Annotated in this window: 21 protein-coding genes; 15 read left to right on the top strand and 6 right to left on the bottom strand. The window is 73.6% G+C overall.

Going from position 1 to position 19458, the window contains the following annotated elements:
* Window positions 1-66 precede the first annotated feature (66 nt).
* From DEI99_RS16790 to DEI99_RS16770, 5 genes are all read left to right on the top strand, one after another.
* A complete protein-coding gene (locus DEI99_RS16790; protein WP_181434299.1) occupies window positions 67-1290 on the top strand; it encodes a lycopene cyclase family protein in 1224 nt (407 codons plus the stop codon).
* Window positions 1287-2333 (top strand): Brp/Blh family beta-carotene 15,15'-dioxygenase, encoded by a 1047-nt coding sequence (locus tag DEI99_RS16785; protein WP_111040432.1) that lies wholly within the window; start codon window positions 1287-1289, stop codon window positions 2331-2333. The genes DEI99_RS16790 and DEI99_RS16785 overlap by 4 nt, the downstream gene beginning before the upstream one ends.
* 311 nt (window positions 2334-2644) lie before the next feature.
* Window positions 2645-3157 (top strand): ASCH domain-containing protein, encoded by a 513-nt coding sequence (locus DEI99_RS16780; RefSeq protein WP_502867009.1) that lies wholly within the window; start codon window positions 2645-2647, stop codon window positions 3155-3157.
* 133 nt (window positions 3158-3290) lie between these two features.
* The gene (locus tag DEI99_RS16775; RefSeq protein ID WP_111040431.1) at window positions 3291-4628 is read left to right on the top strand and encodes a sensor histidine kinase; all 1338 of its coding nucleotides are present in this window, start codon (window positions 3291-3293) and stop codon (window positions 4626-4628) included.
* Entirely contained in the window at window positions 4625-5272 is a 648-nt protein-coding gene (locus DEI99_RS16770; RefSeq protein ID WP_071258921.1) for a response regulator transcription factor, read from the top strand. The genes DEI99_RS16775 and DEI99_RS16770 overlap by 4 nt, the downstream gene beginning before the upstream one ends.
* A 19-nt stretch (window positions 5273-5291) precedes the next feature.
* Here the strand turns inward: DEI99_RS16770 and DEI99_RS16765 are convergent, their stop codons facing one another.
* Window positions 5292-5885: a CGNR zinc finger domain-containing protein gene (locus tag DEI99_RS16765; protein ID WP_111040430.1), complete on the bottom strand. Its 594-nt coding sequence runs from the start codon at window positions 5883-5885 to the stop codon at window positions 5292-5294.
* Window positions 5886-5949: 64 nt separating this feature from the next.
* Between DEI99_RS16765 and DEI99_RS16760 the strand changes: the two genes are divergently transcribed.
* The 8 genes from DEI99_RS16760 (at window position 5950) to DEI99_RS16725 (ending at window position 14772) form a co-directional block, all read left to right on the top strand.
* Window positions 5950-7248, top strand: coding sequence for an MFS transporter (locus tag DEI99_RS16760; protein WP_111040429.1), 1299 nt, complete (start codon window positions 5950-5952; stop codon window positions 7246-7248).
* A 241-nt stretch (window positions 7249-7489) separates the two neighbouring features.
* Entirely contained in the window at window positions 7490-8452 is a 963-nt protein-coding gene (locus DEI99_RS16755; protein WP_284180892.1) for an arsenic resistance protein, read from the top strand.
* Window positions 8453-8590: 138 nt separating this feature from the next.
* The gene (locus tag DEI99_RS16750; protein WP_111040428.1) at window positions 8591-9439 is read left to right on the top strand and encodes a formate/nitrite transporter family protein; all 849 of its coding nucleotides are present in this window, start codon (window positions 8591-8593) and stop codon (window positions 9437-9439) included.
* Window positions 9436-10746 (top strand): DUF2254 domain-containing protein, encoded by a 1311-nt coding sequence (locus DEI99_RS16745; RefSeq protein ID WP_111040427.1) that lies wholly within the window; start codon window positions 9436-9438, stop codon window positions 10744-10746. Before DEI99_RS16750 ends, DEI99_RS16745 begins: the two co-directional genes overlap by 4 nt.
* A 69-nt stretch (window positions 10747-10815) precedes the next feature.
* The gene (locus DEI99_RS16740; protein WP_111040426.1) at window positions 10816-11100 is read left to right on the top strand and encodes a YrhK family protein; all 285 of its coding nucleotides are present in this window, start codon (window positions 10816-10818) and stop codon (window positions 11098-11100) included.
* 14 nt (window positions 11101-11114) lie between these two features.
* The gene (locus tag DEI99_RS16735) at window positions 11115-11591 is read left to right on the top strand and encodes a CBS domain-containing protein (RefSeq protein WP_111040425.1); all 477 of its coding nucleotides are present in this window, start codon (window positions 11115-11117) and stop codon (window positions 11589-11591) included.
* Window positions 11588-12874, top strand: coding sequence for an ArsB/NhaD family transporter (locus DEI99_RS16730; RefSeq protein ID WP_111040424.1), 1287 nt, complete (start codon window positions 11588-11590; stop codon window positions 12872-12874). Before DEI99_RS16735 ends, DEI99_RS16730 begins: the two co-directional genes overlap by 4 nt.
* Before the next feature lie 38 nt (window positions 12875-12912).
* Window positions 12913-14772: a BCCT family transporter gene (locus tag DEI99_RS16725; protein WP_258369139.1), complete on the top strand. Its 1860-nt coding sequence runs from the start codon at window positions 12913-12915 to the stop codon at window positions 14770-14772.
* Window positions 14773-14903: 131 nt separating this feature from the next.
* Here DEI99_RS16725 and DEI99_RS16720 read toward each other — a convergent pair whose 3' ends face one another.
* The 3 genes from DEI99_RS16720 to DEI99_RS16710 form a co-directional block, all read right to left on the bottom strand.
* The gene (locus DEI99_RS16720) at window positions 14904-15887 is read right to left on the bottom strand and encodes a GNAT family N-acetyltransferase (protein WP_111040423.1); all 984 of its coding nucleotides are present in this window, start codon (window positions 15885-15887) and stop codon (window positions 14904-14906) included.
* Window positions 15888-16062: 175 nt separating this feature from the next.
* Window positions 16063-16656: a TetR family transcriptional regulator C-terminal domain-containing protein gene (locus tag DEI99_RS16715; RefSeq protein WP_111040422.1), complete on the bottom strand. Its 594-nt coding sequence runs from the start codon at window positions 16654-16656 to the stop codon at window positions 16063-16065.
* Between the two features lie 4 nt (window positions 16657-16660).
* Window positions 16661-17215, bottom strand: a complete 555-nt coding sequence (locus DEI99_RS16710) for a hypothetical protein (protein WP_111040421.1) — start codon at window positions 17213-17215, stop codon at window positions 16661-16663.
* 101 nt (window positions 17216-17316) lie between these two features.
* Between DEI99_RS16710 and DEI99_RS16705 the strand changes: the two genes are divergently transcribed.
* Window positions 17317-17865 (top strand): MOSC domain-containing protein, encoded by a 549-nt coding sequence (locus DEI99_RS16705; protein ID WP_111040420.1) that lies wholly within the window; start codon window positions 17317-17319, stop codon window positions 17863-17865.
* 12 nt (window positions 17866-17877) lie between these two features.
* Here the strand turns inward: DEI99_RS16705 and DEI99_RS16700 are convergent, their stop codons facing one another.
* The gene (locus DEI99_RS16700) at window positions 17878-18057 is read right to left on the bottom strand and encodes a hypothetical protein (RefSeq protein WP_111040419.1); all 180 of its coding nucleotides are present in this window, start codon (window positions 18055-18057) and stop codon (window positions 17878-17880) included.
* Between the two features lie 48 nt (window positions 18058-18105).
* A complete protein-coding gene (locus tag DEI99_RS16695) occupies window positions 18106-18663 on the bottom strand; it encodes a TetR/AcrR family transcriptional regulator (RefSeq protein ID WP_111040418.1) in 558 nt (185 codons plus the stop codon).
* Between the two features lie 62 nt (window positions 18664-18725).
* Between DEI99_RS16695 and DEI99_RS16690 the strand changes: the two genes are divergently transcribed.
* A complete protein-coding gene (locus DEI99_RS16690; RefSeq protein WP_111040417.1) occupies window positions 18726-19457 on the top strand; it encodes an SDR family oxidoreductase in 732 nt (243 codons plus the stop codon).
* The last annotated feature ends 1 nt before the right edge of the window (window position 19458 follow it).

Below are 19458 nucleotides of genomic sequence, written 5' to 3'. Positions count from 1 at the left end.
GGGGTCGGAGCGCGCAGCGCTCCGGCCCCCGGCCCGTCCCGGGCCCAGCTGCCGGCGACCGTCGACGTGACGATCGTCGGCGGCGGGTGCTCCGGTCTGGCCACCGCGGCACAGCTGGCCGCGCTGCCGGGCTCGCCCTCGGTGCTCGTCCTCGAGGGCCGGACCGGCGACGACCCCCGGTCGTGGTGCTCGTGGGACGACGGCAGCGACCCGCTGCCCGAGGCCCGGTCGGCGTCGTGGGACCGCTGGGACGTGCGGACCGACCGCGGCACCAGCACCGGGACCGATCCGGACCACCCCTACGTGCTCGTCCGCGGCGCGGACCGCCGAGCCGCGGCCGAGCGACGGCTGGCCCGTTCCGGGAACGTCACGGTCGTCGACGGCACGCCCGCCACCTCGATCTCCGGCGACGCCGACACCAGGACGGTGCACACCCGTTCCGGGTCGGTCCGGTCCGTCACCGTCCTCGACGCCCGCGGGCCGCGGTGCCCCGAGGTCGTGCCGGCGGGACGGGTCCTGCTGCACCAGCGGTTCGTCGGTCAGTGGATCGACACCGACCGCCCCGTCTTCGACCCGACGACCGTCACGCTCATGGACTTCACCGGGCAGCGGCCCGGTGGCCCGGTCCGCTTCGTCTACGTCCTGCCCGTGTCCACCACCCGGGCACTCGTCGAGTCGACCGTGTTCACCCCGGACCCGGCCGACCCGCTCGACCACCGTGCCGCGATCGCCGAGTACGTCGGCCGGCGCTGGGGGCTCGACCCGGGGGAGTGGCGGGCCGCCGACGAGGAGTCCGGGTGCATCCCCATGACCGACGTGCCCCCTGCGGACCTGACCGGCCGGCACGACGACCGGTGGCACCCCGCGGGGGTCGACCGGCTCGAGACGGTCGTCGGGACCACCCGGCCCAGCAGCGGCTACGGGTTCGCCCGCAGCAACCGCCACAGCGTCGCCGTCGCCCGTCACCTCGTTGCCGGCACCCCCGTCCCGGCGCTCCGGGACCACCCGCGCACGCGGTTCCTCGACGCCGTGTTCCTGCGGTTCCTGCGCGACCGCCCCGAGCAGGCGGCCGAGGCGTTCCGACGGCTCCTCGCACTGCCCGGGCCGCTCGTCGTCCGCTTCATGAGCGAGCGGTCCACCACGGTCGACGACATCCGCATCGTCCTCGCGCTGCAGAAGCGCCCGTTCCTGGCGGCACTCGTCCGCACGCTCGCCGATGCGCTCGTCCGGCTCGGGCAGCGGGACACGCACCCGCGGAACATGCGGCACCACTCCCGGCGGCCGGCATGACCGCGCTCGTCCGGGCCGACCCGGCACCCACGAGCACGTCCGAGGTCGCTCCCGCGCTCCGGATGTGGGTGGCCGACCGGGTCCTCGCCCCCGTCACCGTCGCGCTGGTCGTCGTCGCGGCGGTGTGCGCCGTCGTGCACCTGGCCGGTGCACCGATCCCGATGGCGGTGCAGCTCGTCCCGTTCGCGGCCAGCATCCTCGTGTTCGGGCTCCCGCACGGCGCCCTCGACCACCTCGTGCCCGCCCGGCTGCGTCCGGGGACGAGCACGTGGACGTCCGTCGTGCTCGTGGTCGTGCTCTACCTGGTGGTCGGCACCGCCACCGCGGCGCTCTGGGCCGCCGCGCCCCTGGCCGGCTTCCTCGCCTTCATCGCCGTCACCTGGTTCCACTGGGGGCAGGGCGACCTGTTCGTCGACCGCCTGCTCGACGACGGTGCCGCAGGACGGCTCGGTGCGGGCCTGACCGTCGCGGTGCGGGGCGCGCTGCCGATGCTCGTGCCGTTCGTCGCGCAGCCCGCCGCCGCCCTGCTCGTCGTGACCGGCACCACCGCCGCGCTCGGTGGCGGCACGGCCGCCGGTGCCGCGGACGCCGGACTGCCCGCCGGGGCCCGGCTCGCGGGGGCGGCGTTCGTCCTCGCCCTCGTCGCACTGCACCTGGTCGTCGTGCACCGGGCCGGCGGCTCGCTGTGGCGCCAGGGCGCCGAGTACGTCGTGCTCCTGGTGTTCTTCGCGACCGTCCCACCGGTCCTGGCGGTCGGCCTCTACTTCACCCTCTGGCACTCGGTGCGGCACATCGTGCGGCTCGAGCTGACGGACGGCGCCTCGGCGGAGGACCTGCACCACGGCCGGCTGGCTGCGCCGTTCCTGCGGTTCATGCGACAGGCGTGGCCGATCACCGCGATCGCCGTCGCGATGCTCGTCGTGCTCGCGGTCGTGCTGCGTCGCGCCGACCTCGGCGTGTACCTCGCCCTCATCGCGGCGCTCACGACACCGCACGCGGTCGTCGTCACCTGGATGGACCGGGTGCAGCGCACGTGGCGGTGACGCGTCCTACGACGCCGGCCCGCCGCGCCGGTCCAGCTGGCAGACCGGGCCCGACACAGAGGGGGACGGTGGTCGACGTGGTCTGGATCGCTGCGGTCGTCGTGGGGCTCGTCGCCGTCGCGTTGCTGGCCCGGACGCGGCGCTGACGCCGTCTCCGCCGCCACCCACCGGGCGGCAGGCGCGCTGCGGGCCCGCACCGTGCCTCCCGTCCGACGGCCCGGTCGCGCTGACGGACGCGACCCGACCTGGCGACGTCGGGTCCGGCGCGCCGGGCGCCGCGGGACCGGCGTGCGGTCTGACAGCATGGCCCCGTGGACGACGCTCTCGACGTGACCCCCGTGCTGGCCCCCGACCGGACCGCGGCGGCGGCGATGTGGGCGGAGTACGTCGGCTCGCGGCCGCTCGGCCAGGTGGACGACGAGCACACGGTGGAGCACTTCGGCGACACGGCGCGGCTCGCCGACGAGCTGCTGCAGATCGTCCTGGACGGCGGCAAGCGCGCCACCGCCGAGCTCGTCTCCGAGTTCGCGCACCGCGGGGACCCGCTGCCGCGCATCGGCTCGCACTGGATCGCCTGCGACAGCACCGGGGCACCGCGCATCGTCATCCGGAGCACCGCCCTGCGCATCGGACCGTTCGACAGCGCGGACGCCGCCTTCGCCCACGCCGAGGGCGAGGACGACCGGTCGCTGCGGAGCTGGCAGCGGGAGCACCGTCGCTTCTGGGAGCGGACCTGCCGGGCGCGCGGCGCGGTGTGGTCGGAGCACGAGGACATCGTCTTCGAGTACTTCTCCGTCGTCTGGCCACCGGCCCACGCGGACTGACGGTCCGCGTACCGCGGCGGGCGGTACCCGGGTTCTCCGGTACCGGGTCGGGGGCTGGCCGGGTGTCACCGGTGCGCCGCCGTCGCGAAGCTGATCAGGCCCCGCAAGCCCCTGGACGTCACGAAGAGGTCGCATGTCCCACACGCCCGTTGCCCACCCGGCACCCACTCCTCCCCGGTTCCGCTTCGCGTCCGGGTTCTTCGCGGCCGCGACGTGGCGGCAGTTCGCCTTCCACGCGGCCCACCTGCCGATCGCGATCGGCGGGCTGGTGTGGTTCGCGCTCGCCGTCGGTCTGGGGCTGCCGTCGGCGCTGACCTGGTTCGGCATCGTCGTGACCGCCTTCCTGGTCGGCGGCTCGGCCTGGTTCGCGGCCGTCACCCGCCGGATGTCCGCCGCCCTGCTCGGCCAGCGGGTCGCCGCGCCCACGCCGCGTCCGCGTCGGGGCGGACCGCTCGCCTGGGCGACGACCCGCCTGACGGACGGATCGACCTGGCGCGCGGTCGCCTACCTGGTCGTCGGCTTCGTCGTCACGACGGTCACCTTCGCCGTGTCGGTCGCCGTGCTCGTCTCGGCGCTCGGTGCCGTCACCCACGCCGTCTGGGGCGGGTTCCTGCCGGAGCAGATCGGTGCCGACGGTCGTCCGCACCGCGGCGCCCAGTTCCTCGGCGTCTTCGTCGACACCGTCCCGCTGCAGGTGGCCTTCGCCGGTCTCGGCGTCGTCGTGCTCCTCGCGGTCTGGCCCGCCGTGAACCACGGTCTCGGCTCCGTGCAGCGTCTGGTGATCCGGTCGATGCTCGGAGCGGGGTCGCGTCGACGTCGGCTCGCCGAGGTCACGGCGTCGCGCGACGCCGCCGTCGTGGACGCCGACACCACCCTGCGACGGATCGAGCGCGAGCTGCACGACGGCACGCAGGCGCGCCTGGTCGGCCTGGCCATGACCCTCGGCGACGCCCGTGACCGCCTGGAGAACGGCGCGGGCGACGACGTCGGCGTGCTGGTCGCGCAGGCGCACGCGTCGACGAAGGAGGCGCTGGTCGAGTTGCGCGCGCTGGCTCGCGGCATCCACCCCCCGGTCCTCGACGCGGGCCTGGAGGCGGCGCTCGCCTCCGCCTGCTCGCGCACGCCGTTCCCGGTGACGCTCCGGGTCGACCTGCCGGTCCGGCCGGCGCCGGTGATCGAGGGGGTGGCGTACTTCGGGGTCCTGGAACTCCTGACGAACGTGTCGAAGCACGCGGGGGCCACCGGCGCCTCGGTCGACGTCGCGACGGACGGGACGGACCTGGTCGTCACGGTCCGCGACGACGGCTCCGGCGGGGCGCACGTCTCGATGCCCCGTCCGGACGGCCACGGCACCGGGTTGGGCGGTCTGCTCGAGCGCCTGCGTGCCGTCGACGGCGGGCTCGTCCTCGACAGCCCGGTGGGAGGCCCGACGACGGTCACCATGACGATGCCGAGCGGGGGACCGTCGTGAGGATCGTCATCGCCGACGACAACACGATCGTCCGCGAGGGCCTGGCGGCGCTGCTGCAGGGCCGGGGCCACGACGTCGTCGCCGCCGTCGGGACCGGCGAGGCCGTGCTGCCCGCGATCGCGTCCGAGCAGGTCGACGTCGCGGTGATGGACATCCGCATGCCGCCGACGCACACCGACGAGGGCGTCCGGGCCGCCGTCCGGTTGAAGGCCGCCCGCCCGGAGGTCGGCGTGCTGCTGTTCTCGCAGTACGCCGAGGTCGGGTGGGCGCGTGCGCTGCTCGACGTGGCGACCGTCGGGGTGGGCTACCTGCTCAAGGACCGGGTGGCCGAGGTCACGACGTTCATCGACTCGCTGCAGCAGGTGGCCGCCGGACACGTCGTGCTCGACCCCGAGGTGGCGGCCGCGCTCGTGCAGGCACCCCGTCCGCTCCGGGACCGGCTCGACCAGCTGACCGCCCGCGAGACCGACGTCCTGCGGCTCATGGCGGAGGGGCGCTCGAACGCGGCGATCGCCGAGGCGCTCTTCCTGTCCGGTGGCACCGTCGAGAAGCACGTGACGGCGGTCTTCGCGAAGCTCGGGCTCGAGGCGACGCCGTCCGACCACCGACGGGTGCTGGCCGTCCTGCGCTTCCTGTCCGCCTAGTCGGCGACGTCCCGCCCGGTCAGGCCCGCTTCCGCGCCTGGTGCCGCGCCACCCGGTTGCGGTTGCCGCACCCGGCCGCGGTGCACCAGACGCGGTTGTGCCGCGGCGACGTGTCCAGGTAGACCCAGCCGCAGGCGTCGTCGGCGCACTGCCGTGCCGCGCTGAGGTCGGAGGTCACCAGGTCCTGCGCGAGCATCGCGATCGCCGCTCGTGGACCCGTCAGGTCGGTCGGGACACGCCACGACCAGGACCGCTCGTCCGGCCCCCGGACGAGCGAGGCGCGCGCGAGGGCGGCGACGTGTTCCCGCGCGATCAGCCCGACGGCGGACGGGGACGCCGCGAACACCGCGTCGTGGACCGCCTCGCGGAGGGCGAGGACGGCGGCGTGCTCCTCCGCGGCACCCGAGGGATCCCGTCGGGCCAGCGACCGCAGGGCGTCCGGTTCGTCGGCGAGGACACCGAACTGCGCGCACCAGGCGACGACGTCGTCGAACGACGCCAACGTGTCGATCGCACGCCGCTCGTCGAGGCGCCAGTGGACCGTGTCGACGAGGTCGAACGCGGGGTGCCCGCCGACCCGGGGGAACGGCGGGGCCGTGTCTGCCGTGACCATCCTCCAACACTAATGCGCGATCCGCCCTTGCGCCATTAGTCGTCGGCCTGTCACTGTCTAACGCGTGATCGACGACGAGAGCATTAGTGCACGCCGCCCCGGGCTCGGCCCCGACTTCGCGCGCTTCTGGGTCGCCCAGGGGGCCTCCTCGGTGGGGGCGCAGGTCAGCGAGCTCGCGGTACCGCTGCTGGCGGTGATCGTGCTGCACGCGTCGGCCGCCGAGGTCGGGCTCCTCGGTGCCGCCCGCTGGGTGCCGTTCCTCGTGCTCGCGCTGCCGCTCGGCGTGCTGGTGGACCGGTGCCGACGGCGGCCGGTCCTCGTCACCGCCGACGTCGCACGCGCCGTCCTGACCGTCGCGGTCGTCGTCCTCGCGTTCTCCGGTCGGCTCACGCTGCCGACCCTCGTCCTCGCGGTCGGCCTGCTCGGGGTCGGCACGGTCGCGTTCGAGGTGGCCTACCAGTCGTTCCTGCCGACGGTCGTGCACCGGGCGCACCTCGAGCGGGCGAACGGACGCCTGCAGGCCACGGCCTCGGCGGCGGAGGTCGGCGGCCCGGGCCTCGCCGGCCTCCTCGTCCAGGTGTTGTCCGCGCCCTGGGCGCTGCTCGCCCACGCCGTGACGTACGTCGTGTCCGCGGTGTCGCTCGTCGGGATCGCGACGCCGGAGCGCCGGCCGGGTCGCTCGGGGCGGAGCGCCCTGCGGGACCTCGGCGACGGGCTGCTGTTCGTCCGCCGTGACCGGTACCTGATCGGGCTGCTCGGGTTCGCCGCGATCTACAACCTCTTCGCGCAGTGGGTGATGGTGCTCTTCACCGTCCACGCCGTCCGGACGCTCGGGCTGACGGCCGGCACCCTCGGGATCGTCCTGGGGCTCGGCGCGGTGGGAGCCGTCCTCGGAGCGGCCGCCGCCCCGTCGAGCGTGCGCCGCTTCGGAGCCGGTCCGGTGATGGTCGCCTGCGCTGCGGCCGAGTGCCTCGCCCTGGCGGTCCTGCCCGTCGTCGACGTGTCCTGGACGGCACCGGTCGTCCTCGGGGTGCTCGTCGCGGTGTTCGCGGTCAACGGCGCCGGCACGTCGCTGTCGAGCGTCGTCGCCCTGACCCTCCGGCAGCTCCGCACACCGGACGACCTGCTCGGTCGCGTCAACGCGACGATGCGCTGGTTGTCGTACGGCGTCGTCGCGGTGGGCGCGGCCGTCGGCGGCGTCGTGGGCGAGGCCCTCGGCACGCGGACCGGCATCGCGATCGGCTGCGCCGGCACACTCCTGACGGTCGTCTGGGTCGTCGCGTCGCCGCTCCGACGGATCGGCGACCCGGCACTCCTCGCGGTCGGGCCGGTGACGGGGGCGGCGCCACCGAGCGGGCGGTGAGCGGACGGGCGCGCCCGGTGGCGGCACGGCCGTCGATGCCCCGGTCGTCGTCACCTGGACGGACCGGGTGCAGCGCACGTGGCGGTGACGCCTCCCCGCGGTGTACCGCTCGACCGCGGCCCGCTGCTGGCACACTGGAGCCGACACAGAGGGGAACGGTGGTCGGCATGGTCTGGATCGCTGCGGTCGTCGCGGGGCTCGTCGCCGTCGCGCTGCTCGCCCGCGCACGGCGCTGACGGTGGTGGCCTGGCTCGAGCGGCGCCAGGTCGCGCTGTACCTGACGACCATCGCCGTCGCGGCGGTCGTCGGCACCCTGTTGCCCGGTGCGGGGCACCTCGACGCGGCGATCGAACCGGTGCTCGCCGTGCTGCTCCTGGCGACCTTCCTCGGCGTTCCGTTCGTCGGCATCGGGCGGTCACTGCGCGACGGCAGGTTCCTCGTCGCGGTCGGCGTGCTCGGCTTCGTCGTCGTCCCGGTGGTCGCCTTCCTGCTGTCGCGCGTCGTCGCCGACCAACCGGCACTGCTCGTCGGCGTGCTGCTCGTCCTGCTGGCACCCTGCATCGACTACGTCGTCGTGTTCGCCGGTCTCGCCGGGGGCGCAGCCGACCGGCTCCTCGCCGTCGCACCGCTGACGATGCTGGCGCAGGTCCTGCTCCTGCCGCTCTTCCTGCTGCTGTCCGCCGGTCCGGAGGCGCTCGCCGCCGTGCGGGTCGAGCCGTTCGTCCGCGCCTTCCTGGTGCTCATCGCCGCCCCGATGGTCGCGGCAGCCCTGGTGCAGTGGTGGGCGCGGCACCGACGTGCCGGCGTGCTCGTCGAGCGTGCCGCCGCCGGCGCGATGGTCCCGTTGCTCATGGCGACCCTGTTCGCCGTCGTCGCGTCGCAGGTCCGGACGGTCGGCGGGTCGGTGCCCGGGCTGCTCACCGTGGCGGCCGTCTTCGTCGCGTTCGTCGTGGTCATGGTCCCGCTCGGCATCGCCGCCGGGCGCCTCGCCCGCCTCGACGTGCCGGGGACCCGCGCGCTGGTGTTCAGCGGGGTGACCCGCAACTCCCTCGTGGTGCTGCCGATCGCGCTGGCGCTGCCGCCGCCGCTGTCGTCCGCACCCGTGGTCGTGGTGACGCAGACCCTCGTCGAGCTCGTGGCCGTGGTCGTGCTGGTCCGACTCGTCCCGCGCTTCGTGCCCGACCGCGGGACCGCCGCGACCTGACGGGCGCGCCACGTGCCCTGGTCGTCACCACGGTCGGACGGGAGGCCCGTGGCGGGGCCGAGCCGCGCCTCCCGTCCGCCCCCTGGTCGCGTCCGCGTTCCTCCGGGCGCCCCCTGCACGCGTCGGTACGTTCGGGTGATGAGCGATGACCGACGCCGCGAGCTGGGCGACAGCGATGCCCCGGTGGAGGACGAGATCCACGAGTCCTTCGACGCGATCGTCGAGGAGGGCGCCGAGCGGCTGCAACGCTCGATCCGCGTCGTCCTGACCACCGGGTTCGCCGGGGGGCTCGAGATCGGTCTCGGCGTGATGGCGTACTTGGCCGTGCTGCACCAGACCGACGACCACCTGCTCGCCGGACTGGCCTTCAGCATCGGCCTCGTCGCCCTGTACCTCGCGCACAGCGAGCTCTTCACCGAGAACTTCCTGCTGCCGATCACCGCGCTCGTCGCCCGGCAGGGCACGCCCCTGCAACTGGTGCGGCTCTGGGTCGGCACGCTCCTGGCCAACCTGGCCGGCGGGTGGCTGTTCATGTGGATCGTCGTGCAGGCGTTCCCCCAGTGGCACACGGTGCTCATCGAGAGCGGACGGCACTACGTCGACGCACCGTTCGGCCTGCAGACCGCCATGCTCGCGGTCCTCGGCGGCAGCACGATCACCCTCGTGACCAGGATGCAGCAGGGCACCGATTCGGACCCGGCGAAGATCGTCGCCGCCGTGGTCGGCGGGTTCGCCCTGTCCGGCCTGCAGCTGTTCCACTCGATCCTCGACTCGTTGCTCGTCTTCGGGGCGATCCAGGCGGGTGCCGACGTCTCGCTCGGGCAGTGGGCAGGGTGGTTCGGGTACACCCTGCTGTTCAACGTGCTCGGCGGGCTCGTGCTCGTCACGGCGCTGCGGCTCGTGCGCTCCGCCGAGCTGGTGGGCGACCGACGCCGGGACTCGGCCGACGAACCCGACCGGTCGAGTCGCGAACAGGCTGATCGGTGACGCGGTCGTCGCCGACCGGCGCCCTGCGGGCCGTGACCCTGCAGATCCGCGAGTCGTTCTGGTTCCTGCCGGCGCTCGCCGGGGTGCTGGCGGTCGTGGTCGCCGAGTCGCTCGTCGGCGTCGACCGTGCGGTGCAGGCATCGGGCGTGCAGATCGGCTTCCTCGACGCCCTCAGTGCCAGCGGCGGGCGCTCGATCCTGACGACGATCGGTTCGTCGATGCTGACCGTCGCCGGCACCTCGTTCTCGATCACGATCTCGGTGCTCGCCACCACGTCGTCGACGTACGGCCCGCGGCTCGTGCGGAACTTCATGGCGGACCGGGCGAACCAGGCGGTCCTCGCCGCGTTCACCGCGACCTTCCTCTACGCGATCGTGGTGCTCCGGTCGGTGCACACGGACGTCGACGACGGCTCGGCGTTCGTCCCCGTCATCGCGGTGCACGTCGCGGTCCTGGTCGGCGTGCTCGACGTCGGGGTGCTCGTCTTCTTCATCCACCACATCGCCACGAGCGTGCAGATCACCTCGTTGCAGAAGCGGGTGCAGGTCGACCTGGTCGGCGCGGTGCACGAGGCGTACCGCGACCGCGACGCCGAGCACGACGACGCCGAGCACGACGACGTCGTGGTCGGCGACCCGGTCGCACCGGCGCCCGAGCAGGGTGTGCCCGTCGTCGCGGACCGGGACGGTTACGTGCAGTCCGTCGGCTGGGACCGGCTGGTCGCCTGGGCGGACGACACCGACCGCCTGGTCGACCTGCGGGCGATGCCCGGCGACCACGTGATCGCCGGGGACGTCCTGGTCGTGGTGCACGCCGGCAGCGGCGCGGGACCCGGTCCGGCGTCCGTCGTGGTCGACGAACGGGCGGTCGCCGCACTCCGCGGTGCGGTCACGATCGGGACCGCCCGGACGCCCGTGCAGGACGTGCGCTTCGCCCTGCAGCAGCTCGTCGAGATCGCCGTGCGCGGTCTGGCCAGCGGGTCGAACGACCCGTACACGGCGGTGAGCGCGCTCGACCTGTCGGCGACGGCACTCGTCCCGGCGTGGCGCGACGCCGCTCCGGTGACCGGGTACCGCGGCGACGCCGGTCGGGTGCGGCTCACGGTGCACTGGCCGCCGCTCGAGGAGCTCGTCGACTCGCTGTACGAAGGGGTCGTCGTGTACGGCGCGGAGCACCCCATCGTGCTCCGTTCGGCGCTGCACCTGGCCGGCAGGCTCGACGCCGTCGCGCCGCCGGACCGGCGCGGTCACCTCGACGAGGTCGTCGCCGGGCTGCGTGCACGTCTCGCGGCGGCCGTGCCGGAGTGAGCGGACAGGTCCCGGCGCGGTGGGGGACGGGGCCCGGACGCGGCCCCCGCACGCTGGTTGGATGCACTGATGAGCGGTGCGCACCACGACCTCACCCTGCAGGTCGGTCCGGAGGAACTCCGCATCCGCGGCGTCTACGAGACCATCAGCATCGTCAACGACATCATGGTGGCGCTCTGGTTCATCGTCGGCAGCATCCTGTTCTTCTCGGAGTCGACGACCACCGCGGGGACCTGGCTGTTCCTGATCGGCAGCGTGCAGCTGCTCGTCCGACCGGTGATCCGGCTCGTGCGACGGGTGCACCTCGGTCGGGTCGCCCCCGGCAGTCCCCGTTCCTCGGCCCGCGACTTCTGAGCAGGAGCTCCACCGTGCACGCCTCCGACATCGCCACGACACTCGTCGTCGTGGACCGCTCGACCCTCGCCCTCGACGCCGTGCGGCTCATCGCCGAGCAGGACCTCGTGGGCCTCGTCGTCGCCGAGGCCGACGGGCACCCGTCCGCGGTCGTCTCGAGCGTCGACGTCGTCCGCTACATGCTGCCCGGGTACCTGCTCGACGACCTGTCGCTCACGAACACCGTCGGTGACGTGGGACTCGAGGACCTGCGCCAGGGGCTCGAGGGCCGGACGATCGGCGACCTGGTGGACTCGTCCGACGTCGCCGTCCGTTCGGTGCTCGTCGTGCCGGCCGACGCCGGCCCGGTCGAGATGGCCGCCCGCATGGTCGACGCGCGCACCCAGGTCGCGCTCGTGCACGACCCGTCGCGGTCCGAGCCGGCGTTCGTCACGCTGCCCGGGCTCCTCGACGCCCTCGTCGCGCACTGGGACGGACGGCCGACCGCGTGAGCGTCCAGGTCGTCCTGGCGATCGCGGTCTTCGTCGTCGCCTACGTCTTCATCGCCACCGAGAAGCTCCCACGGGTCCTCGTGGCGCTCGGCGGCGCTGCCCTCATGGTGCTCATCGGTGCCACCGACGACGCCGCCGTCTTCTTCTCCGAGGAGACGGGCATCGACTGGAACGTCGTGTTCCTGCTGCTCGGCATGATGATCATCGTCGGCATCCTGCGGCAGACCGGGCTCTTCGAGTACCTGGCCATCTGGTCGTCGAAGATCGCGAAGGGGCGTCCGTTCCGGATCATGGTGATGCTCGTCGTGATCACCGCGGTGCTCTCCGCGTTCCTCGACAACGTCACGACGATCCTGCTCATCGCCCCGGTGTCCCTGCTCGTCGCGCAGCGGCTCGGCAAGTCGCCCGTGCCGTACCTGCTCGCCGAGGTGTTCGCGTCGAACATCGGCGGGACCGCGACGCTCATCGGCGACCCGCCGAACCTCATCATCGGCAGTCGCGGCGGCATCGGGTTCAACGACTTCATCACCGAGCTGGCGCCGATCATCGTCGTGCTCGTCGCGGTGCTCATCGGGCTCTGCCGCGTCCTGTTCCGCGGCACGTTCGCCTTCGACGCCGAGCGTGCCGAGCGGGTGATGGCACTGGACGAGCGCGAGGCGATCCGCGACCGTGGCCTGCTCGTGAAGTCCCTCGTCGTCGTCGGCCTCGTGCTCGTCGGCTTCGTCACGTCGACCTTCACCGGGCTCGAGCCGGCCATCGTCGCGCTGCTCGGCGCCGGGCTGCTCGTGCTCCTGGCCCGGCTCGAGCCGAAGCGGGTGTTCGGCGACGTCGAGTGGGAGACGCTGCTGTTCTTCGCCGGGCTCTTCATCATGGTCGGCTCGCTGGTGAACCTCGGCGTCATCGAGACCATCGGGCAGGCGGCGAAGGGTGCCGTCGGCGACCACTACTTCGCCGCGAGCGGTGTGCTGCTGTTCGGGTCGGCGGTCTTCTCCGGCATCGTCGACAACATCCCGTTCGTCGCGACGATGGCGCCGCTCACCGCCGACATCGTGCAGTCCGGCGGCGGCGACGCCCGTCCGCTCTGGTGGGCGCTCGCCCTCGGCGCGGACCTCGGCGGCAACCTGACGGCGGTCGGCGCCAGCGCGAACGTCGTCATGACCGGCATCGCGAAGCGCAACGGGCACGCGATCTCGTTCTGGGAGTTCACGAAGTACGGCCTGATCGTGACCGCGGTCACGGTCGGCCTCTGCTTCCCCTACCTGTGGTTGCGCTACTTCGTCTGAGTGGGCGCACAGCGACGATCCCAGGCACCATGGATGACATGGCAACGACAGACCCACCCGCTCCCCTGACCGCAGACGGTACCGAACGCCTCGGTACCCCGGTCACCACCTCCCCGCGACTCAAGACCTGGGTGTTCTGGCCTGCCGCCGTCGTCGTCCTCGGGTTCGTGGCGTGGACGCTCATCGCGCCCGCGTCCGCCGAGGCGACGTTCTCGGCGCTGCAGAGCGGCATCGTCCGCAACTTCAGCTGGTACTACGTGCTCATCGCCGCGTTCTTCGTCGGCTTCTCGGTCTTCGTCGGCTTCAGCCGGTTCGGCGACATCAAGCTCGGCAAGGACAAGGACGAGCCGGAGTTCTCGACCGGCTCCTGGTTCGCCCTGCTCTTCGCCGCCGGCATGGGCATCGGCCTCGTCTTCTACGGCGTCTCCGAGCCGCTCAGCCACTTCGCCTCGCCCCGCCCCGGTGTCACCGGCGACGAGCAGTCCCTGGCCCAGCAGGCGATGACCCAGACGTTCCTGCACTGGGGCCTGCACGCGTGGGCCATCTACGTCGTGCTCGGCCTGGCGCTCGCCTACGCGATCCACCGCCGCGGACGCCCGGTGTCCATCCGCTGGGCACTCGAACCACTGCTCGGCTCCCGCGTCAAGGGCGGCTGGGGCAACGTCATCGACGTGATCGCCCTCATCGGCACGCTGTTCGGCGTCGCGACCTCGCTCGGCCTCGGCGTCATCCAGATCGGTGCCGGCCTCGAGAGCGCCGGCATCGCCGAGAGCAGCACGGTCAGCCAGATCGCCATCATCGCCGTCATCACGGCCCTGACGATCGTGTCCCTGGTGACGGGTGTCACCAAGGGCATGAAGATCCTGTCCAACTTCAACCTGATCCTGGCGGCCGCGCTGCTGCTGTTCATCCTCATCGTCGGCCCCACCCAGTACCTGCTGCGCGACTTCGTGCAGTCGACCGGTGCCTACCTGCAGAACCTCGTCGGCATGTCCTTCAACGTCACGGCGCAGCAGGGTGCGGCCGGCGAGGAGTGGCAGGGCGCCTGGACCACGTTCTACTGGGGCTGGTGGATGTCGTGGGCGCCGTTCGTCGGCATCTTCATCGCCCGCATCTCGAAGGGCCGCACGGTCCGCCAGTTCGTGTTCGGCGTCCTGCTCGTGCCGACGGCGCTCACGCTGCTCTGGTTCTCGGTCCTCGGTGGCGCCGCGATCCACCGCCAGATGGAGGGGTCCGGCGGCCTCGTCGGCTCCGACGGCACCGTCGACGTCGAGGGTTCGCTGTTCACCCTGCTCGGCGACCTGCCCGCCGGCATCGTGCTCACCTTCGGGGCGATCCTGCTCATCGGCGTGTTCTTCGTGACGTCGTCGGACTCGGGCTCGCTCGTCATGGCGATGATCGCCTCCGGAGGGGACATCGAGCCGAAGAACTGGCTCCGCGTGTTCTTCGCCGGGGTCTCGGCCCTGCTCGCGGTCGCGCTGCTGCTCACCGGTGGACTCAACGCCCTGAAGACCGCGGCCATCACCACGGCCCTGCCCTTCAGCGTCGTGCTCCTGCTGACCTGCTGGTCGACGATCATCGCCTTCACCCGTGAGCGGCGCGCCTACGACCGCGCGGAGCGCGCGCTCCTGCTCGAACGCGTCGGCGAGTACTACGGACTCGAGGTCGACGCCCGCGCGGAACGCGGCATCCAGACCGGCCTCGGCAAGCCGTGGCGTGTCCTCCGCGAGCGGCTGCGCCACGACCGCACGGCATCCTCGCGCGACGCGCGACCGGACGTCGCGCTCGAACCGGACCCGCCCGTGCACACGGCGGCCGTCTCGCCGGACCCCGCGCTCGACGCGCGGCTCGACACCGAGACGGCTCACGACGGATCGGAGACGACCGAGGGTCGCTGAGGCGACCACGGACGGACGGGAGGCGTGGTGTCGGCTGGCACCGCGCCTCCCGTCCGTCCTGGCGTCGGCTCGACCGCTGTCCTGCCCGGGCGGCGTCGTGACGAACCGGTCGGGCCCGCTTCCGGGGCCCGCTACCGAGCGCCGCCCACGCGCACCGCGGCCGCGGCGGTCCGGACCACCCGCGGCAGGGGCGACGAGACCACGTTCACGAACGCCCGCTCGGTCGCGCCGAGGGACGTCTTGAACCGGGCGATCCCGTCGTCGACGTGCCCGACGAGGTCGACGGCCGTGTGCCCCCGGCGCAGCGACCACACGAGCAGGTCGTGGAAGAGCGCGGTGCTCGGGTTCGCCGCGCGGTGTGCACGGAGGGTGCCGCCGGCCCACCCGGTCACGACCGGGTGGCTCGCCAGTGCCACGATCACGCCGCCCGGCTCCCCGGCGACGACCGCCGTGGTGACGAGGACGTCGTCGCGGCCGGCCGCCCAGCGTTCGACCCGTGCGCCGATCTCCTCCGGGTAGGGCGAGGGCACGCCACGGCTGCGGTACGACTCGCCCAGGACCTGCGGCAGCAACGCGGTGAGCTCGCCCGGGAGCGCGGGACGGACCTCGACGGCGTTGCGACCCGCGGCGCGGAGCGAGTACCGGGCGCCCTTCTTCATCGAGGCGACGATCTGCTCGGGCGACGAGCCGACGAGGTCGACGACGTACGTCCGGTCAGGCGTCTGCTCGACCCCGGCGCGGGCCAGGTCGACGCCCGCGGCCGCGACGACCGCCGGCCCGAGGTCGAACCGCGCCACCGGGACGGCGTGACCGACCTGCCAGCGCCGGAACGCCCGGAGGGTGCTCGTCAGGAGCGCCGGGGGCACGAGCGGTCCGACGAACGGGAAGGGCGGCTCCGCCGGTCGACGCGTCCACCCGGACCGCAGGAGCACCGGGAAGACCCCGACCGGCTCGTCCCCGTCCGAGACGACGAGGGGTTCGAACCGCCACCCGAAGACGTCGGCCTGCAGCTGCAGCCAGGACCAGTCGTGGAAGCCGGTGGCGCCAGGGCTCAGCGCGACGAGCGCGTCCCACTCCTCGGCGTCGCGAGCGGTGCTGAACCGGATGGGTGCCACGACGGGTGCCTCCTGGGGTCGGGAGCGGTGCGGTCGCGAGCGTACCCACGGGGCCGGGACCGGCGGATCCGGACGGCGCCGAACGGCGGGGTGTCGACGGCGAATGGCGGGAGTACGCAAGCGGTCCGCGGCGGGCGGGACCGCGCACGCCGAGCGCGGCGCCCGACCGGGGCCGTCAGCCGCGCGGGCCGCGCAGGCCGTCCAGGTGCAGTCCGACCAGTGCCAGCACGCGCTCGGCCGACCTCGCCGTCGGGTCCCAGGTGTGCTCGACCGCGAGGCCGTCGACCACCGCGTGCAGCCGGTCGGTCTCGTCCGCCCGGTCGCGCGCGGGGTCGAGGGCGCCGGCCTCCGCCAGGGCGTCGAGCGCGCGTGCGCAGACCAGGCCGACCCCGGCGTTCAGTCGCCGGGCGCTGCGTGCCAGGTGCTCGTCGGTGCGCGACAGGACGCCGAGCTGCACCTGCGCCAGGACCTCGGTCGTGCGCTCGGCGTCGAGCGGCAGGACCTGGGCGAGCGTCTCCACCGCGAGCTCGCGCCCGGTCGACCGCAGCGCCGCGAGCCGCGCGGTGACGCGGGCCTCGATGATCGTCAGGCAGTGCTCGCGGAGCGCGTGCTGGGTGGGGAAGAGCCGGCGGAGCGACGCGGCGGCGATCCCGGCCTCGTCGGCGGCGTTGCGCACGGACAGCGATGCCAACCCGTCGCGCTCGAGGATGCGGAGACAGGCCGCGGTGACCACGGCGCCCCGTTCCTCGAGGTCGACACGGCGTGGCACCCGGTCAGCCTACGGCGGGGTCGGTCGACGACGCGGTGGGCTTGCGCGGCCAGATCGTGTAGCTGACCGCCCAGAGGACCTCGATGCCGAAGACCACGGCGAGCAGCCCGAGGGTGCCCTGGAACTCGGCGGTGCGCTCCGGGTCGCCGACCACGGCGACGAGTGCGCCGATGATGCCCCCGGCGATGAGGACGGCGAGGCCGGTGCGCAGGACGTCGCCCCAGCAGCGCGCGGTGTGCCGCCGACCCGACAGGCGGAGCGGTGCCGGACCACCGGCGAAGCGGTGCTCGAAGCGGACGTCCGCCCACGCGATCATCCGGTGACCGTAGGCGACCGACATCCCGATGTACACGGCGGCGAGCCCGTGGTGCCAGCTCGCCGTCGCACCGCGGAGCAGGTCGAGCGTGACCAGGGCGAGCAGGACGACGTCGACGGCGGGCGCGGTGACGAGCAGGGCGGCCCCGAGGCGTGGTCGGCGCAGCAGGTACCGCGCGACGAGACCCCCGACGATCGCGATCCAGAACGCGACCTCGCAGACGATGACGGCGACGAGTGTCACTGGTTCCCCCGAGTGTTTGAGTACAGGTGTGCTCAAACACTACGAGGCCGTGTCGGCGGCCGCCACTGGTGCCGAGCCGGACTCCGCGCCAGACTCGACTCGTGACCACCGAATCCGTCGTCGTCGCCGTCAGCACCGACGGCGGCCACCACTTCAGCAAGCCCGTCGTCGACGCGATCACCCTGGTCGAGGGGTGGGGCGTCGAGGGCGACGCCCACGCCGGCACGACGGTGCAGCACCGGTCCCGCGTGGCCCGCGACCCGTCCCAGCCGAACCTGCGGCAGGTGCACCTGCTGCACGCCGAGCTCTTCGACGAGGTCGCCGACGCCGGGTTCGCCGTCGCGCCGGGCCAGATGGGCGAGAACGTCACGACCCGCGGGGTCGACCTGCTCGCGTTGCCGACGGACACCCTGCTGCACCTGGGAGCAGAGGCCTGCGTCCGCGTCACCGGGCTCCGCAACCCGTGCCAGCAGATCAACGGCTTCGAGCCGGGGCTGCTGCGCGCGGTCCTCGGCCGCGCGGACGACGGCACGGTCGAGCGCAAGGGTGGTGTCATGGCCGTCGTCGTCACCGGTGGGACGATCCGGGCGGGCGACACCGTCCGCGTCGAGCTGCCGACCGGGGAGCGCGTGCCGCTCAGCCCCGTCTGACGACCGCGACCATCACGGGTACATCCGGCCGCGCGCTGCATCGGCCTCCGCCTGCCGGAGCGCCTCGGCGATCTCTGGTTCGGACCCGTCGAAGCGCCGTGAGCGCGCGCCGAGGTCCGTGTACCGGTGCATCACGAGCCACAACGCGACGAGTCCCACGAGCACCGCTCCGGTCAGGATCCACCACCACATCGCATCCACGGTAGGCGTCGTCCCCTCGGGGCGCCAGCCCGTCGGCGATCACGACCGCCGCCGTACCCCCGCCAGGTACGCGGTCAGCACGGCCGCCGGGTCGAGCGGACCCGCCTCGGCCACGCGGTAGAGCAGGAGCGCGTCGACGACCCCGACGAGGTCGACGGCCGTGCCCGCCGGGTCCTCGGCCCCGACCGCCTCGAGCAGCACGCGGGCGGTGTCGACGAGGCCGACGCGGACCGGTGCCGCTCCGGTCAGTGGTGCGCGCAGGTCCGGGTCGTCGCGCAGTTCGAGCAGCAGGGCGAAGCGTGCGGCCTGGGCGTCCCGGCGCGCGGCCAACCCGTCGAGGAACCCGATCGCGACCCCGACCACCGCCGCGTCGTCGAGGTGCTCGGGCAGGCGGAGGCCCGACAGGTCGTCGGCGAGCTGCGCCGTGATGCGGTCGACCACGAGGGCGGTCAGCTCGCGCCGCGTCCGCGCGTAGTAGGTGGTCGACCCCGGCGGCAGACCGGCTTCGGCGTCGACGGCACGGTGGGTGAGCGCCCGGGCACCGCCCCGTGCGGTGAGCCGGACGCCCGCGTCCGCCAGGTCCTCGCGTCGTCCCATGCTCGCCTTCCCGCCGCTGTCAGCGTAGTGTCCTCTACAGACGTAGAGGAACGGTGGGGGACATGCGGGTGGCAGTGGTGGGTGGCGGGATCTCGGGCGACGCGATCGTGCGGGCGGTCCGGCAACGCGGGTGCTCCGTGACGCAGCGGTCGCGGTCGACGGGGTTCGACGTGCTCCGTGACGACGCGACCGCCGCGTTGGCGGACGCCGACGTGGTGGTCGAGGCGACCGGACGGTTCACGACGAGCCGCCGACGGGCCACGGCGTTCTTCACCGGGTCGACCGGGGCGATCGCCGCCGCCACGGCCCGGACCGGCGCACGGCACGTCCTGCTCTCGATCCTGGGCTGCACGCGGCCGGAGGTGCAGGGCTACGGCTACTTCGCCGGCAAGACCGCGCAGGAGAGCGCGGCTTGGAGATCCGGCGGGCGGCTGACCGTCGTGCGGTCGACGCAGTGGTTCGAGTTCGCCCGGCAGAACCTCGAGCGCCTGCGGGTCGGTCCCGTCGCGCTCGTGCCGGGCATGACGATCGCGCCGGTCGCCCTCGACGCCGTCGCCGCGGTGGTCGCGGACGTCGTGGTCGGCGACCGCGGTGGGCCGGCCGTCGAGGTGGCGGGCCCGGAGCGGACGACGCTCTGGTCGATGACGACCGCACTGCCCGACCAGGGGGTGCGCCCGGTCCCGCTGTGGATCCCGGGTCGGACGGGCCGGGCCTTCCGGGACGGCGCCCTGCTGCCCGCTCCCGGGACCGAGGTGGTCGGTCCCCGCTTCGACGACTGGCTGCTGGCAGGATGAC

The organism is Curtobacterium sp. MCLR17_036 (assembly GCF_003234445.2).
Taxonomy (GTDB): Bacteria; Actinomycetota; Actinomycetes; order Actinomycetales; family Microbacteriaceae; genus Curtobacterium.
The sequence above is the reverse complement of the archived record's forward strand: the minus strand, read 5'-3'. Positions and strand labels throughout refer to the sequence as shown.

Coding starts and splice junctions, on each gene's coding strand:
- DEI99_RS16785 (WP_111040432.1), top strand. CDS start 1,287: ATGACCGCGCTCGTCCGGGCCGACCCGGCACCCACGAGCACGTCCGAG.
- DEI99_RS16775 (WP_111040431.1), top strand. CDS start 3,291: ATGTCCCACACGCCCGTTGCCCACCCGGCACCCACTCCTCCCCGGTTC.
- DEI99_RS16765 (WP_111040430.1), bottom strand. CDS start 5,885: ATGGTCACGGCAGACACGGCCCCGCCGTTCCCCCGGGTCGGCGGGCAC.
- DEI99_RS16750 (WP_111040428.1), top strand. CDS start 8,591: ATGAGCGATGACCGACGCCGCGAGCTGGGCGACAGCGATGCCCCGGTG.
- DEI99_RS16740 (WP_111040426.1), top strand. CDS start 10,816: ATGAGCGGTGCGCACCACGACCTCACCCTGCAGGTCGGTCCGGAGGAA.
- DEI99_RS16725 (WP_258369139.1), top strand. CDS start 12,913: ATGGCAACGACAGACCCACCCGCTCCCCTGACCGCAGACGGTACCGAA.
- DEI99_RS16700 (WP_111040419.1), bottom strand. CDS start 18,057: ATGTGGTGGTGGATCCTGACCGGAGCGGTGCTCGTGGGACTCGTCGCG.
- DEI99_RS16695 (WP_111040418.1), bottom strand. CDS start 18,663: ATGGGACGACGCGAGGACCTGGCGGACGCGGGCGTCCGGCTCACCGCA.
- DEI99_RS16690 (WP_111040417.1), top strand. CDS start 18,726: ATGCGGGTGGCAGTGGTGGGTGGCGGGATCTCGGGCGACGCGATCGTG.